A 16,181-nucleotide genomic window follows, 5' to 3' on the forward strand; every position below is an offset into this window, starting at 1 on the left:
CCCGCCCGACCCGGGCGGAAGCGCCGCAGGCTTAACCGGTCAGGCGTCGTAGGGCAACTCGACCGGAGCCAGCGCGTCGAAGAGATCCCCGGGACCCGGATTGTCCGGATGCGTCGCCCCGCCCAGCTGGTCCAGCACCCCCCACACCGCGTTCAGCGCCGTCGTCACCGCGCCCTCCGCGAACCCCGCCGTCCACGACACATCGTCGCCGCAGAGGAAGAAACCGCGCTCGGCCCCGGGCAGCCCGCGCTGCATGAACTGGGTGAACAGCCGCCGCTGATAGCGGTACTGCCCCGGCAGATTGGACTTGAACGCGCCCATGAAGTGCGGCTCGTTCTCCCAGGTGATGGTGAGCGGCTCACCCACCACGTGCGAGCGGATGTCCACCCCCGGATAGATCGCCGCCAGCTTCTCCAGCAGCACCCCCAGCCGCTCGGCCGCGCTCAGCGTCGCCATCTTCGCCGAGTCGTCGTTCCAGGTGTACGACAGACACATCACCCCGGGCCGGTCCGGCCCGTCGTCGAAGAGATACACCCCCCGGGGCATCCGGTCCGTGAGGGTCATACTCATCACCGGACGGCCGGTGCGCGGATCCGGGTCCAGCCAGAACGGCCGGTCGGCGAGGACGAACAGCTTGGACGCCCCCATGTAGTGAGTGCGCTCCACCGCCGTCCACAGCGGCGCGGACAGCAGCGAGGGATCGCACTCCACCCGGTTCAGCAGCGTCCACACATGCGGGGTGTAGACCACCGAGGCGAACCGGTCCCGCCGCCCCTCGGCGTCGGTGACGACGAAGCCCTCGCCGTCCCGGGCGACCCCCCGCACCCGGGGCCGGGGCGAACCGCTGTGCAGGGAGGAGAGCGAGGTGCCCGCCGGCCAGTGCGCGCAGCTCTCGGCCCGGTGCTCCCACAGCCCGCGCGGCAGCCGCTGCGAGCCGCCGGCGATGGCCACATGGTTGTCGTCCGCCTCCGTGTAGACCACCCGCAGAATCTCCAGCAGCGAGTTGGGGAAGTCGGTGTCCCAGCCGCCCGCGCCGAATCCCACCTGACCGAAGATCTCCCGGTGCCGGAAGGACTGGAAGGACGAGCTGGTCGCCAGGAACCCGTAGAAGGACTGGTCGTCGAACTCCCGGACCAGCCGGTTCCAGACGAGTTTCAGCGTCTCGACGTCCCGCCGCTGGATGGCGTCCCGCACGGTGGCCAGCTCGGCCCGCTCCCGCAGTGCCTTCTCCCAGGCGACGGCCACCTCCTGATAGACGTCCGGCAGCTCCCCCGCCGTCCGGGCCGTGTGCCGCTCGCCGCCCAGATCGATCAGCGTGCTCGGGGTGCTCGGGGCCAGCGGGTTGGGGAAGGGGCTCGTCGCGAGGCCCAGCAGCTCGATGTAGTGGAACAGCGAGCGGGCGGAGACCGGGAAACGCATCGCCCCCATCTCCGCCACGCACTCCGGCCGGCCGGGAAAAGGCACCGAGCGCATCCGCCCGCCCAGCTGCTCCGCCTCGTAGACGACCGGACGCAGCCCCAGCCGCATCAGCTCATGGGCGGCGGTCATCCCCGCCATCCCGCCGCCGACCACCGCCACCGGCGTTCCGGCGCGCTCCGGCGGAAGGACGCCGAGACCGGCGGGGTGGCGCAGCCAGCCGTCGTACGAGAACGGGAAGTCCGGCACGAGCATGGTGATGGGGTCCGGGCCGGCTGACGTCAGCATGAATACCTCTCGGGCCGTTCGGCATTGTTTCCAGGGAACCGGAGACATTCCGCGCGGAGCCGGAAATCACAGTTCTGCCGGTAATTCCACGCTATTCAGGGGCACTTGCCCGAACAACCCCTAGTCACCCTGGTAACGGCCAGTGTCCGAACGGCCCTAGGGCGTGTCTGATGGATCTTGCTGAGCGCGCGTGCCCCGGCACCGCGCTCCCCCTGGGCCTTCGGCCCGGGGAGTACCCCCACGCCGGAGGCCGCGGGGGAGATCCACGGCACCAGACCCCGCTCACTGATCCAGCCCGATCCATCAGATACGCCCCCCGGCGTCACGCCCCGATGGGCGGCAGCGTGATCACTGTGACGATGATGCCCCGGTCGGAGAGCCAGCGGCCGGCGAATTCATCCACCATCCGTCCGTCGGGACCGCGCTCGGGACGGAGAATGCGCGCGGTGAAGGAGCCGTGCGAGAAGCCGCCGGCGTCGTTCTTCCCCCGGCTCTCCTCAAGAAAGGAGAGCCGGGCCTCGCCGAAGTCCAGCTCGGTGCCCAGCAGCGGATACCACGTCTTGTACACCGCCTCCTTCGCACTGAACAGCAGCCGGTCCCGGCACACCCGCGCACCCGCGCCGGAACGCGCCCAGGCCAGCTCGCTCGGCAGTGCGATCGACTCCAGGACCCCCTCGGGCAGCGGCCGGTCGGGCTCGGCGTCGATGCCGATCATCGCCAGATCCGAGTCGCGCGCGAGCACGGCGGCCCGGTACCCCGCGCAGTGCGTCATGCTGCCGACGACCCCGGCCGGCCACTGGGGCGCGTTACGCTTACCCGGCAGCACGGGGACGGGCGGCAGCCCCAGCGCCGCCATCGCCCGCCGGGCACACGCCCGTACGGTGGTGAACTCCTCGCGGCGGATCTCCACGGCCCGGGCGATCAGCGCCGCCTCCTCCGGGTAGAGCGTCCCGGAGCCGTCCGGCCCGAAGGCCTCGCTCGCGACCGCCCCCTCGGGCAGCAGCACCTCTATCACGACTGTCCTCCCAGTGGTCCGGTCCCGACGCCGCTCTCCTGCTCCGGGGTGTACGGGAGTATCTGCCGCAGCAGGCCCCGGGGATGCCCGCGCTTGCGCCACTCGCGGGGGTAGCCGATCGACACCTCCTCGAACCGCACCCCGTCGTACCAGGTGGTCCTCGGGATGTGGAGATGTCCGTACACCACGGCGGCCGTGGTGAATCTTCGGTGCCAGTCGGCGGTCAGCACCGTGCCGCACCACTGGGCGAACTCCGGGTGCCACAGCACATCGGTGGGTTCCCGCACCAGCGGCCAGTGGTTGATCAGCACCAGCGGCACGGCCGGGTCGTGCTCCACCAGCCGCCGCCGGGTCAGGGCCACCCGGGCCCGGCACCAGTCGTCGCGGGTCGGATGCGGATCGGGGTGCAGCAGAAACTCGTCCGTGCAGACCACGCCCGCCTCGTGCGCCCGGGCCAGCGACTCCTCCTTGGTGGCCGTGCCCGCCACCCGGAACGTGTAGTCGTACAGCAGGAAGAGGGGGGCCACCGCGACCGGCCCGCCGGGTCCCTGCCACACCGGCCAGGGATCCTCCGGGGTGAGCACGCCCAACCGTCGGCACAGCTCCACCAGATGCCGGTAGCGCTCCTCGCCGCGCAGTTGCACCGCGTCCTCGCGGGGGGTCCACAGCTCATGGTTGCCCGGGACCCAGATCACCTTCGCGAACCGCGAGGCCAGCAGGGTCAGCGCCCACTCGATGTCCTCGGTCATCTCGCCGACGTCGCCGGCCACGATCAGCCAGTCGTCGGGGTGGGAGGGGCGCAGCGACTCGGTGATGGGCCGGTTGTCGGGCATGCCGACATGCAGATCGCTCACGGCCAGCAGCCGGGGTCCGGCTTCCGGGGGCGAGGTGGGCGTGGCCGGGGCGGCGGGGTCAGGCGGTGTGTGCGACATCGGTATCCAAACTGACGGGCAGATCCTGGCGATGACTAATGTTGATCTTCCGGTAGACGCGGGTCAGATGCTGTTCCACGGTACTGATCGTGATGAAGAGCCTGGCACTGATCTCCCGGTTGGTGTAGCCGTGCGCGGCCAGGGCCGCCACCTTGCGCTCCGCCTCGGTCAGCGAGGAGGTGGTCCCCGAGTGCGTCCGCGCGGCGGTACGCGGCGGAGCGGCGGGGGAGTCGTGGGGCGCCGGGGCCGAAGACCGGGGCCGGCACAGCTCCTTCGCGCCGCAGCCCTCGGCGATCCGCCACGCCCTGCGGGTGTGCAGCTTGCTCTGCGCCGTCTCCCCCAGCTCCTGGCAGACCTCGCCGAGATCGGTGAGCGCCAGCGCCAGTCCGTGCCAGTCGCCGGCCTCCTGGAGCAGTGAGACCGCCTCGCCGAGCAGGTCCGGACGCTCGGCGGGCGGGCGGGCCGCCGCGAGCACCCGCAGCGCCAGCCCCCGCACCCGCCCTCCGGCGTCCCCGGCGAGCTGCTCCCTGGCGAATCGTTCCGCCGAGGGGCGGTCGCCCAGCGCCAGCCAGGCCTCCGCGACGCCGAGCCGCCAGGGGGCCAGCCCCGAGCGGTCCAGGTTCCAGCGCCGCATCAGCTCGCCGCAGTTCATGAAGTCGGTGAGCGCCGCGTGATGCCGGTCGACGGCCAGCTGGTGACGGCCGCGCGCGTACAGATAGTGCAGCCCGTACCGCGTCATGAACATGGCCTCGGGCACCGGCCGGTCCACCAGCTCCGCCGCCGTCTCGTGGTCGCCCATCGCGGTCCGGGTCTCGATGAGGGCGGACAGCGGCATCCCGATGCACACCCCCCAGCCGTGCGGCGGCAGCTGCTCCAGCGCCTCCTCGGCCAGCGTCCGGGCCTCCGTGAGACAGCCCCGGCGCAGGGACATGTGCGCGCGCACCGCCCGCAGCACCGCCGACCAGCCCGGGGCCCCGTGGTCCGCCGCCTCCGCGACCAGCTGGTCCGCCCAGCGGGTCGCCCGGTCCAGCTGGTCCGCGTACATGAGCGCCACCAGCCCCGCCCACATCCCGACGACGGTCTCGCACCGCACCCGGGTGCCGGCCAGCAGCCGTTCGGCGCTGTCGGCGAACTCGGCGTCGGCCGAACCCCGCGCACCGCCGTCGGGGACCGCGGCCAGCACCCCGTGCAGCGCCTCGGTCCCGGTCAGCCGGGTCTCCTCGGACACCGTGGCCGCCGTCCCCGGCGGGCGCTCGGGGCCACGGCTCGCGAGGGCGGGCAGATCCCCGATCCGCTCCAGCGTCCCCGGATAGGTGCTCGACAGAATCAGCCACAGCCGCCGCAGCTCCACGGCGACCGCCGCGTCGGGGGAGTCCGGCAGTACGCCGAGGAGCTGGCGGGTCGCCTCCGCCGCGTCGTCCACCCAGCCGTTCCACAGCAGATCGGAGACGAGCCGCAGAGTGTCTGCGGGCGGCAGCAGGCCCGCTCGCACGGCCCCGGTCAGCGACCGCAGCTGCTGGGCCCACGCGGAGGGTTTCACCCGCCAGAGGAATCTGGCGAGGGTGGCCCGGGTCCGCATCCGCTCCGCCTCGTCGGCGCAGCGGCTCTCGGCCATCCGCAGACAGCGGACCGCGAACACCATCCGCCGGGTGGCGAGCGCCGCGTGGGCGGCCTCGCTCAGCACCCGGGGGACCCACGGCTCGTGAGGGGCCGCCTCCTCATGGCTGAGCAGCTGGACGGCGACCCTCAGCGGGGCCGCCCCGTCCTCGTGCAACAGCCGGGCCGCCCGCCGCCGGAGCCGGACCGCCTCCTCCTCGGGGAGGCTCTCGGCCACGGCGGCCCGCACACCGGCGTGCCGGAAACGGGGGCCGTCCAGGACGCCCGCCTCGCCGAGCGCGGTCACCACGCGCGCCGCCGTCCGCTCCTCGGTCCCCACCAGCCGGGCGAGCAGCGACAGGGATCCCGCGCCGCCGAGCAGGGCGATGCCCTGCGCGACCCGCAGACCCTCGGCGTCGGCGCGGTGGACGCAGATCAGCGCGCTGCGCAGAAAGCGCTCACCCGCGTGGGGGGCCGCCCGGTCGGCGGCGTCCATCCGCTCGGCGGCCGGGCGCGGGCCCGCCTCCGCCTCGCCCGCCGGTGTCCGCCCGGCGTGCCGGTCCGCCAGGACGGCCCGGACGAGCAGGGGGTTGCCGCCGGTCGCCGCGTACAGCGACTCGGCCGTCAGGGGCCGCTCCTCGGGCCCGGCACCGGACCCTGTCTCGGTGCCGGTGCCGGTGCCGGTGCCGGTGCCGGTCTCGGGCCGGCCGGCGAGCAGCAGGGCCACGCCCTCGACGCTCAGCATGCCCAGTCGAAGATGTAACCCCCGCAGTCGGTGCGGCAGTTCGTCCAGGACGGCGGGGGCCCCGCCGTCCGGGTCGGGGCCGCGCGTCACCACCAGCGACAGGGCCCCGGCCCCCCGCGCCGGGGCCCGCCGCAGCGCGTACGCGAGACACTCCAGGGACTCCGGGTCGGCGTACTGCGCGTCGTCGACGGTGATCAGGAGCGGGCCCCGGGCCCGGAGCCCGGCGAGGCGCGCGTGGAAGGACCGCAGGATCTCGTCGGTCACCGGCCCCGCCCGGTGCGCCGCCGGATCGGGGCGCGGCGCGAGAGCGGGGGCGGGGGAGTGCCCGGGCTCCGGCACATCGCGCAGCAGCTGCTCCACCACGCCGAACGGTATGGATCGCTCCGCCGGTGAGGCGAGGGCGCTGAGCGGCCCCGGCCCGGTCCGGTCGGCCCCCGGCCGCTCCGGGTGCTCCAGCGCGCATTGGAGGAGTGCGGTCTTGCCCGAGGCCACCGGTCCGCTGATGACCGCGATCCGGCCGGCCCCGGAGGCCCGGCCGCCCAGGGCCCCGCCGGATGGGTCGCCGGACAGGAAGGAGGTCAATTTCCCGATCTGTTCGTCCCGTTCGACCAACATGCTTGCCAAGCTCCCCCAATGCGATATGAAATGGCGCACAGCCGGTTGGGAATTCCACACCGATGCGACCGCTCTCCCCGTGCCCGCCCATCCGGGGAGGACTGTCGACACCCAGGGCGTGCGGACAGCGGCGCGCTCGCTCCGGGTGAATGACTCCCCGGCCCTTCCCGATCGGCGGATCGATTCGAACTGTATCAACGACCCGGGGACTCAATGTGTTCCTGTCGTTACAGGACGCACCTATGTGATTCGGGGACAAAAGAGCCGAACAAGCCTCGGAACGGAGCGCTCCTCTTAGGGGTGGTTAGGCGAAGGCTAGGGGTTGGTGGCGGTGGAAACCCCATTCCGCCGCTCGTTTCAATGGCCGGGTACGGGCATTGACGGCGCATGGACCGAGAAGGGTGCCCGCGTCTCGACGCCCCACGCCGACACCGCCCGGTGTGTTGAACCGGGCCGCTGTATCCCATGGAAGGCACTGATCTCATCGTGACCGTTCATCCCACGTCGGTGGCGCCACCCCTGCCGCCGACGGAAACCGACCGGACGCTCCACTTCGCGGGACCCGCGACCTTCGGCCGGGTGCCGAGACTCGACCAGGTGGAGAAGGCCGACATCGCCGTCGTCGGCGTCCCGTTCGACAGCGGTGTGACCTACCGCCCCGGCGCCCGCTTCGGCGGAAACGCCATCCGGGAGGCCTCTCGCACCCTGCGGCCCTACAACCCGGCCCAGGACGTCTACCCCTTCCACTACAGCCAGGTCGCCGACGCCGGGGACATCAGCGCCAACCCCTTCGACCTCAACGACGCCATGGAGACCATCGAGGCCGGCGCCGACGAACTCCTCTCCGGCGGGGCCCGTCTGATGACGCTGGGCGGCGACCACACCATCGCGCTGCCGATGCTGCGCGCCGTCGCCCGCAAGCACGGTCCGGTCGCCGTTCTGCACTTCGACGCCCACCTGGACACCTGGGACAACTACTTCGGGCAGCAGTACACCCACGGCATGCCCTTCCGCCGGGCCGTGGAGGAGGGGATCCTCGACACCTCCGCGCTCTCCCACGTGGGCACCCGGGGCCCGATCTACGGGAAGCAGGACCTCGACGACGACGCCAAACTCGGCTTCGGCATCGTCACTTCCGCCGATGTGATGCGGCGCGGAGTGGACGAGGTGATCGAGCAGCTGAAGGAGCGCATCGGCAAGCGCCCCCTGTACATCTCCATTGACATCGATGTCCTGGACCCGGCGCACGCCCCCGGCACCGGCACCCCCGAGGCCGGCGGCCTCACCTCCCGCGAACTCCTGGAGATCGTGCGCGGACTCGCCGACTGCCGGCTCGTCTCCGCCGACATCGTCGAGGTGGCCCCCGCGTACGACCACGCGGACATCACCTCCGTCGCCGCGTCCCACGCGGCCTACGAACTGATCACCATCATGTCCAAGCAGATGGCCCCCGCCCGCTGGGGCGGCACGGGCTGACCCCCGGGCCGGGTCGCGGTGCGAAGGGCCCCGGCCCGGCCTAGCCTGAGGTGGAAGTGTCGTCCTCGAAGGGCGGGAGGCCTGCCGTGGGATGCTCGCAGAAGCGCTGGCGCAGAGCGTGCGTGGCCCTGGCGACCGCCGGGATGCTGGTCGCGCCGGTCTCCGCCGGGGGCGCGTACGCCGTACCCGCCCCGGAGCCGGTCCGCTCCGCACAGTCACCGTCCGCCTCCGACGCCGACTCCGGCTTTCCCGAACTCGGCCCGGCCGTCGCCGCCCGCCTGGACGAGGCGATCCGGGGAGTGATGACCGAGACCGGGGTCCCCGGGGTGATCGTCGGACTGTCGGCCCCCGGCAAGGGGGAGTACGTACAGGCCTTCGGCGTCGCCGACAAGACCGACGACGCGCCCATGGAGACCGATCTGAACATGCGGATCGGCAGCGAGACCAAGACCTTCACCGTCACCGCCCTGCTCGAACTGGTCGACCAGGGCGAAGTCGGCCTCGACGACCCGATCGGCGACTATGTCCTGGGCGTCCCCAACGGGGACCGGATCACCCTGCGCGACCTCGCCGGCATGCGGAGCGGACTGTTCAACTACTCCGAGGACGACGCTTTCTTCAAGGCCCTGACCTCGGATCCCGAACGGCCCTTCACCCCCGAAGAGTTGCTCGACTACTCCTTCAAGCACCCGATCCAGTTCCAGCCGGGCGAGAAGTTCGACTACTCCAACACCAACCTCATCCTGCTCGGCCTCGTCATCGAGAAGGCCGGCGGACTGCCGCTCGGCGAATTCATCCAGCAGAACGTCCTGGAGCCCGCCGGGCTCTCCCGCACCCTCTTCCCCACCGGCGCGGAGTTCCCCAGCCCGCACGCCCACGGCTACACCGACCAGACCGCCAACGGCGAGATCGAGGACGCCACGGACTGGGACCCCTCCTGGGGCTGGGCCGCCGGCGCGATGATCTCCGACCTCCCCGATCTGCGCAGCTGGGCGAAGACCGTGGCCACCGGCACCCTGCTGACCCCCGAGACCCAGGCCGAGCGCCTCAAGACCGGCCCCACCGCCATCCCCGGAACGGGATACGGCCTCGGCATCTTCAACGTCCAGGGCTGGATCGGCCACAACGGCTCACTGCCCGGCTACGAGTGCCTGGTCATCCATCTGCCCGAGCCCGGGGCGACACTCGTCGTCCTCCTCAACACCGACATCCTCCACGACGGGACCGAACCCAGCACACTCTTCGGCCGGGCCATCACCGAAATCGTCACCCCCGACCACGTCTTCAACCTCCCGGTCCCGGAGCCCTCGTCCGCCACCCCCTCCGGCTGACCGCCGGCGGCCGGGGCGCTCGGCGAGGAAACCCAATTCCTTGTCAAGCGAAGGGAGTTACCCGATCATGGTGTGATGAAGATTCTCATCATCGGCGGCTCGGTGTTCCTGGGACGGGCCTTCGTGCAGGAGGCAATCGCCCGAGGCCATTCCTTATCCTTATTCAACCGGGGGAAATCCGGACCCGATGTCGAAGGGGCGGAGAATCTCCGGGGCGACCGGGAGAGCGCCGACGATCTGGAGGCCCTCGCCGCCGCCGGGCCGTGGGACGCGGTGATCGACACCAGCGGTTTCCACCCCCGTACCGTCGGACAATCGGCCCGGGCCCTCAGCGGCCGGGCCGGAACATATCTGTTCGTATCGTCCTTCCACATCTACGCGGACTGGCCCGCAGGGCCCATCGACGAAAGCTCGGACCGCCTCGACTGCCCGCCGGACGCGGCCGTCGACGAAGTGCCCGGCAACGCGCTCAAGGCCGGATGCGAGCGGGCCGTCGAGAAGTACTTCGCGGGCGACGCCCTCATCCTCAACCCCGGACTGATCGTGGGCCCCCGCGAGACCCCCGGACGGCTGCTGTGGTGGCTGGAGCGCATGGCCCGCGGCGGCGAGGTCCTCGCGCCGGGCCGGGCCGGGCAGCCGGTCCAGCTCATCGACGCCCGGGACATCGCGGTGTTCGGCCTCGACCTGCTGGAGGCGGGCGAAGCCGGGCGTTACCTGGTCACCGGCCCCCAGGGCACCACGACCCTCGGCGAACTGCTGGAGCTGTGCGCGCGGGTGACCGGAGCCGGGGCGCGACCGGTGTGGGTCCCGGAGGACTTCCTCGCGGACCAGGGCGTGGGCCCCTGGACCGAACTGCCCCTCTGGGCACTGGAGCAGCCCGCCATGGCGGGCGCCTGGGCGGCCTCCCCCGCCAGGGCCGTCGCCGCCGGACTGCGCGCCCGCCCGCTCGCCGAGACGGTCGCGGACACCTGGGAGTGGCTGCGCGGACGCGGCCCGTCCGAGACCCCCTACCGGCAGGGCGACATCGTGCTCGGGATCGACCCGGAGAAGGAGCGCGCGGTCCTCGGCGCGTGGCGGGCGAAGGCGGCCCGCTGATGACCGGCGAAGGGCCCGGCGCGCCGCGCGCCCTGTACGACTGGTTCGCCGCGTCGGTACGGGAGCACGGCGAACGCGTCGCCCTGGAGACCGGCGGCGAGCGGCTGACCTACCGTGAACTGGACGCCCTGTCCGCTGCCCTGGCGGCGGAGATCCTGGCCGCCCGCGGCGGCCGTGCCCCGCGCCGGGTGGGCCTGACGACCGCCTCCGGCCCGCTGACGTACGCGGGGTGCCTGGCGGCCCTGCGCCTGGGCGCGGCCGTGGTCCCGCTCAACCACTCCTTCCCCGCCGTCCGGCTGGCCGCCATCGCGAGGGCCGCCGGTCCGGAGCTGTATCTGACCGACCGGGCCCCGGAGCCGGAGGGACCGGATGTGCCGGTCCTGCTGCTGTCCGAAGACCTCCTGGCGCGGCTGCGCGGGGGCGGGGCGGCGAAGGACGCGCCGCCCCGGGTCCCGACGCCCCCGGCGGACATCGCGTATCTGCTGTTCACCTCGGGATCCACCGGCACCCCCAAGGGCGTGCCCGTCACCCACCGCGGCATCGACGCCTTCCTGCGGTACGTCATCGACCGCTACGCGCTCGGGCCCGGCTGCCGGATGGCCCAGAACAGCGGCCTGGCCTTCGACGCGTCCGTCCTCGAACTGTTCGGCGCGTGGGGCTCGGGGGCCACCCTGGTCGTGCCGCCCCGGAGCGAACTGCCCAAGCCGGCCCGGTTCGTGTCCCGCGAGGCGATCACCCACTGGTTCTCCGTGCCGTCCGTGATCACGATGGCCGATCTGACCGGAGGTCTCGCCCCCGGCTCGATGCCGTCGCTGCGCTGGAGCCTGTTCGGCGGCGAGCAGCTGACGGTGCAGCAGGCCAGGGCCTGGCGCACGGCCGCGCCGCGGAGCGTGGTGGAGAATGTGTACGGGCCGACCGAGCTGACCATCCTCTCGACGCAGTACCGGCTGCCGGACCGGGTGGAGGACTGGCCGCGCACGGTCAACGGCACCCTTCCCATCGGTCCGGTCTACCCCCATCTCGACCATCAGGTCGTGGACGAGGAGGGCAACCCCTCCGACGTCGGCGAGCTGCGGCTGCGCGGCGTACAGCGGTTCGGCGGATACCTCGACGGGAGCGACAACCGGGGACGGTTCCTGGACGCCTCGGGGCGTCCCGTGGAGACCGGCGAAGGGTATGTCCCGGACGAGAAGCACTGGTACCGCACCGGAGATCTGGTCCAGGTGCTGGAGGGCGGGGTCCTGGTGCACCTGGGGCGGCTCGACCAGCAGGTCAAGATCATGGGCCAGCGGATGGAGATCGGCGAGATCGAGGCGGTGCTGCGCGAGCAGGACGACATCGGCCAGGTCGCGGTCGTGGCCCTGCGCGGCGAGGACGGACAGACGCGGCTGGAGGCCGTGTACACGGGAACCGCCCGCCCGGCCGCGCGGCTGCGACAGGTGCTCCTGGAACGCCTGCCGCGCTACATGGTGCCGCACCGGTTCACCCACCGGACCGAGCCGCTGCCGATGAATCACAACGGCAAGCTGGACCGCCGGGTACTGGCGGAGCGGCTCACCGAGGCCCGGGAGTGATCCCGGGGTGATTCCGGGCGGGCCGGCGCGGGGCCGGCGGTCCTGTCACCGGTGGCCCTCCAGCAGCACGGCGAGGGTCTTCCAGAGCAGCGGCCAGTCCTGGGCGAAGTACATGTGCCCGCCCGGCACCTCCACCACGGCGGCTTCCGACGCGGTGTGCTCCGCCCAGCGCGCCGCGTCCTCACGGCGCACCAGTTCGTCCTCGGCGCCCCGCAGGATGCTCATCGGCACGGTCAGCGGAGCGCCGGGCGAGGGGACGTAGCCGTCCTGGATCTCCAGGTCGGCGCGGAGCGCGGGCAGCAGCAGCTCGCGCAGCTCCGGCTCGTGCCAGGCCTCGTGGTCGTACCCCACCAGGCCGCGCAGCCGGGCGACGAACGCGTCGTCGTCGAGCGCCGCGCCGTCCATCCGGGGGCGGCTCGCGCCGGGGGCCGCCGCCCCGCTGACCACCAGGTGCTCGGGCGGCCGCGCTCCGTCGGCGGCGAGCAACCGGACCGTCTCGTAGGCGAGCAGCGCGCCGAAGCTGTGCCCGAAGACGGCGTACGGGCCGTCCCCCGCCGCCTCGCGGATCTGGTCGGCGCAGACGCGGGCGGCGTCCGCCATGGTGGCGCAGGGCTCGTCGACGAACCATTCGTCCCGTCCCGGCAGTTGGACCGGGACGATGCGGAAGGGCAGACCGGGCTGGTTCTGCCAGGGCCGGAAGACTCCGGCCCCGCCTCCGGCGTAGGGCAGACACATCACGGCGAGCGTCATCGTGGACTCCAGGGGAGCGCGGGGGAGGGGAGAGGGGGTCCGGGGCGTCGGTCCGGCCCGGCGGCCGGAGCCGACGGGAGGCCGGCGGAGGTCAGCGGCGGGCCCGGCCGGCCCAGTGGCCCAGCGCCCGGGCGCGGCGTGCGCCGCGCCGCGCAGCGGCCGGACCGTCGGCCGATGACTGGCCCGGTCCCGGTTCCGGTTCCGTACCGGCAAGGGGTCCGGCGAGGTCGAGGCTCTCCAGGAAACCGGTCAGTCCGCGCACCGTGGTGTGCCGGAACAGGTCGGCCGCGTGCAGCGAGGGATGGCGGGACCGCAGCAGGGTCAGCATCCGCAGTATCCCGGAGGACGAGCCGCCGAGTTCGAAGAAGGTGGCTCCGGTGTCGGCGACCGGTTCGCCCAGGATCCGCTCCCACACGGCCAGGACCGCGGCGGCCGTCGTCCCGGGCAGCGCGGAGGGCGCGGAGTCCACCGCCCCGGCGCTCGCGGCGGCCCAGCCGGCCAGGACGCGCCGGTCGAGCTTGCCGTTGGGCGAGCGGGGCAGATCGGCCACGCCGTGCCAGGCGGTGGGCAGCATGGCCCCGGTGAGCCAGTCCGCCGCCCCGCGCCGCAGCTCCGCCGCGACCGCTGCGGGCAGCGGACCCGCACCGTGGTCCTCGTCGAGCACCAGGAAGGCGATGACGCCGGTGTGGTCCGGCAGCGGGGCGACGGCGGCGTCCCGGACGCCGGGACGCCGACGCAGCGCGGTCTCGATCTCCCCGGTCTCGACGCGCTGCCCGAGGATCTTGACCTGTTCGTCGGCGCGGTGCAGGAAGGCGAGGCCGGTGCCGGGGGTGAGGGAGACCACGTCGCCGCTGCGGTACCCGGCGCGGCCGTCGGCCCCGGGCGGCACGGGGAAGCGCTCGGCGGTCAGCTCCGGACGCCGCCAGTAGCCGTCGCCCACACCGGTGCCGGAGATCAGCAGTTCGCCGGGGCAGCCCGGCGGCAGGTCCCGGCCGTCCGCGTCCACCACCCGGCAGCGCACGCCCGGCAGCGGCAGGCCGATGTGCACCGGCGCGCCGGGGACCACCCGCCACAGCGTGGTGTACACGGTGGCCTCGGTCGGTCCGTAGCCGTTCAGGACCGGACCGGGTACGAGCCCGGCGAGGTCGTCGGCGAGGTCGCCGGCGAGCGGCTCGCCCCCGACCAGGAGTCCGCCGAGCCGGGAGAGGAAGGCGCGGCCCCCGGGGGAGGCGGTGAGCAGCCGGGCGGCGGACGGGGTGCACTGGTAGAACGCGCCGTCGGGGTCCGGCACGTCCTGGAGCACCGTGCGATGGCTGGTCAGACGCAGGACGCGGCCGGCGGTCAGCGGCCAGACCAGCTCGATGAGGCTGATGTCGAAGGACGCGCCGGTGCCCGCCAGGACGACGGTGGGGCCCCGGTCCAGCTCGGCGTCGAAGGCCGCGAACAGGGCGCACAGATTGTCGTGGCGGACGACGGCCCCCTTGGGGCGGCCGGTGGATCCGGAGGTGTACATGATGTACGCGGGGGCGTCGGCGGCGACTTCCGGCCAGTTCGCCGGTTCCGGTGAGGAGGCGTCCGGGGGCAGCGTCGGCAGTCCCGGCAGCAGGGGAGCCCCGGCGATCAGCGCGGCGGGCTCGGCGTCCCGCAGGACGTAGCGCAGCCGTTCGGCGGGATGGTGGGGGTCCAGCGGGACATAGGCCGCGCCCGCCCACCATGCGGCCAGGATCGCGACGACCAGGTCCGGCGAGCGGTCCAGATGGATGCCGACCCGGTCGCCCGGGCGCACGCCCGCCTCGATGAGGGCCGCGGCCAGCCCCCGGGCGCGGCCGGTCACGGTGGCGCGGTCCAGCTCCTCGCCGCCGCCGCGCACGGCGGGGGCCGCCGGGGAGCGCTCCGCCCGGCGCCGGACGAGGTGGTGCACCGGTACGCCGGCGGCGGGGAGCGGAGGGCCGGTCAGCGCCGCGAGTTCGGCGCGTTCCCGGACGCTGAGGAGGTCGTGTGCGATCAGCGGCCGGGCTTCCGGGTCGGCCAGCGCTTCGAGGGCGGCGACGAGGTGCTCCAGGAAGCCTTCCGCGGTGCGGGCGTCGATGGCCGCGCGGGGGTGGGCGACGACCAGGCGCTCCCCGCCGTCGGGGGCGTGCAGCAGGGTGACGCTCAGGTCGTACTCGACCTGGTCCGACTCGGGCGGTTCCAGCCGCCACCGCAGACCCGAGGCGTCGACGGTCTCGGTGTACAGCTCGCCCTGGGTGCAGAGCAGTTGGGTGAGGGGTTTGCGGTCGGGGTGCCGGGGCGCGCCGGTCACGGTCAGAATGTCCTCGAGCGGCAGTTCCGCGTGCTCCACCGCGTCGAAGAGCGCCTCCAGGGTGCGGTCGAGCAGATCCTGTGTGGTGGCCCCGGCGAGGCCGACGCGCACCGGGACGGTGTTCTGCAGACAGCCGACGACCGAGACGCCCAGGGTGTCCCGCTCGGCTCCGCTGACCGTGGCGAGGACCACGTCGTCGGTGCGGCCGTACCATCCCGCCACCCAGGCCAGGGCGCTCATCACCTGGGTGAACGGGCTCGCCCCGGTCTCGGCGGCGCGGCGGCGCATCCGGTCCACGAGGGCGGCGGGCAGCTGTGCGGCGACCGACGCGCGGTCGCGGCCGGCCCCGGGCGTCAGCTGCGGCAGGGAGCAGTCCTCCGGCGCTCCCGCGAGCGTGTCCTTCCAGAACCGCCGCAGCGTGTCGAGGCGTTCGGCGGAGGGGACGCCCTCCGGCGGCCGGGCGTCGGCGAGCGCGCCCGGACCCAGCCCGTGGGCGGTGGTCAGCGAGGACAGCAGGGCCGGGGCGGAACCGTCGTCGAAGACGCCGTGGTGCACGGCGAAGAGCAGCTGCGCCCGGTCGGCGCGGTGCAGGACGGCGATCCGGCACAGCGGTGCGCCGGAGTGGTCGAAAGGAGCGCCGAGCGCCGCCGCCCGGCGGTCGACGGCCCGGCGCGCCTCCTCCTCGTCCTCGGGCAGGGGGTGCGCGGTGAGCGGCACCTCGGACACCTCGTGGACGCGCTGGAGGAGTCCCTCGGGTTCCATGTGCAGGGAGACCCGCAGCGCCGGCTGGGCGCGCAGCACGGCGCGCACGGCGGTGAGCAGCCGTTCGGCGTCCACCGTGCCCGAGACGGCCAGGCGGTGCACGATGGCGGGCCGGGGCTGTTGCATGTCGAGTACGAAGAAGCGCAGCTGCCCGGGGGTCGCAGGTTTCTGCATTCGGCATCCTTTTCCGGTCCACCTCGTGTTCCGCACCGCGGAAGGTCTCGGGCGCCGTGCGGCTGATCTCCGAATTTCCGGATCCTAGGCGAGCCCGCGAGAGTGCGTCA

The 16,181-nt window shown here is 73.3% G+C and carries 10 protein-coding genes; 4 read left to right on the forward strand and 6 right to left on the reverse strand.

Features of this window, described 5'->3' with window-relative positions; translation table 11 throughout:
* Nucleotides 1–39: 39 nt before the first annotated feature.
* The 4 genes from ABD371_RS33580 to ABD371_RS33595 form a co-directional block, all read right to left on the reverse strand.
* Nucleotides 40–1,704, reverse strand: coding sequence for a flavin monoamine oxidase family protein (locus ABD371_RS33580; RefSeq protein WP_344485747.1), 1,665 nt, complete (start codon nt 1,702–1,704; stop codon nt 40–42).
* Nucleotides 1,705–2,026: 322 nt separating this feature from the next.
* Nucleotides 2,027–2,719: a 4'-phosphopantetheinyl transferase family protein gene (locus ABD371_RS33585; protein ID WP_344485750.1), complete on the reverse strand. Its 693-nt coding sequence runs from the start codon at nt 2,717–2,719 to the stop codon at nt 2,027–2,029.
* A complete protein-coding gene (locus tag ABD371_RS33590; RefSeq protein WP_344485753.1) occupies nt 2,716–3,651 on the reverse strand; it encodes a metallophosphoesterase family protein in 936 nt (311 codons plus the stop codon). The genes ABD371_RS33585 and ABD371_RS33590 overlap by 4 nt, the downstream gene beginning before the upstream one ends.
* Nucleotides 3,632–6,607, reverse strand: a complete 2,976-nt coding sequence (locus ABD371_RS33595; protein WP_344485756.1) for a helix-turn-helix transcriptional regulator — start codon at nt 6,605–6,607, stop codon at nt 3,632–3,634. The genes ABD371_RS33590 and ABD371_RS33595 overlap by 20 nt, the downstream gene beginning before the upstream one ends.
* 465 nt (nt 6,608–7,072) lie before the next feature.
* On the opposite strand from ABD371_RS33595, the gene speB reads away from it, so the two are divergent.
* From speB to ABD371_RS33615, 4 genes are all read left to right on the forward strand, one after another.
* A complete protein-coding gene (gene speB, locus ABD371_RS33600) occupies nt 7,073–8,083 on the forward strand; it encodes an agmatinase (protein ID WP_344485759.1) in 1,011 nt (336 codons plus the stop codon).
* 143 nt (nt 8,084–8,226) lie between these two features.
* The gene (locus ABD371_RS33605; RefSeq protein ID WP_344485849.1) at nt 8,227–9,414 is read left to right on the forward strand and encodes a serine hydrolase domain-containing protein; all 1,188 of its coding nucleotides are present in this window, start codon (nt 8,227–8,229) and stop codon (nt 9,412–9,414) included.
* 75 nt (nt 9,415–9,489) lie between these two features.
* Complete coding sequence (locus tag ABD371_RS33610; protein ID WP_344485763.1) at nt 9,490–10,509, forward strand: NAD-dependent epimerase/dehydratase family protein; 1,020 nt, start codon at nt 9,490–9,492, stop codon at nt 10,507–10,509.
* Nucleotides 10,509–12,083, forward strand: coding sequence for an AMP-binding protein (locus ABD371_RS33615; RefSeq protein ID WP_344485766.1), 1,575 nt, complete (start codon nt 10,509–10,511; stop codon nt 12,081–12,083). Before ABD371_RS33610 ends, ABD371_RS33615 begins: the two co-directional genes overlap by 1 nt.
* Before the next feature lie 45 nt (nt 12,084–12,128).
* Here ABD371_RS33615 and ABD371_RS33620 read toward each other — a convergent pair whose 3' ends face one another.
* On the reverse strand, nt 12,129–12,833 hold the full coding sequence (locus ABD371_RS33620; RefSeq protein WP_344485769.1) for a thioesterase II family protein: 705 nt from the start codon (nt 12,831–12,833) through the stop codon (nt 12,129–12,131).
* 91 nt (nt 12,834–12,924) lie between these two features.
* Complete coding sequence (locus ABD371_RS33625; RefSeq protein WP_344485772.1) at nt 12,925–16,071, reverse strand: non-ribosomal peptide synthetase; 3,147 nt, start codon at nt 16,069–16,071, stop codon at nt 12,925–12,927.
* Nucleotides 16,072–16,181: the final 110 nt, after the last annotated feature.

Origin of the sequence: Streptomyces amakusaensis (assembly GCF_039532665.1) — a bacterium.
Classification (GTDB): domain Bacteria; phylum Actinomycetota; class Actinomycetes; order Streptomycetales; family Streptomycetaceae; genus Streptomyces; species Streptomyces amakusaensis.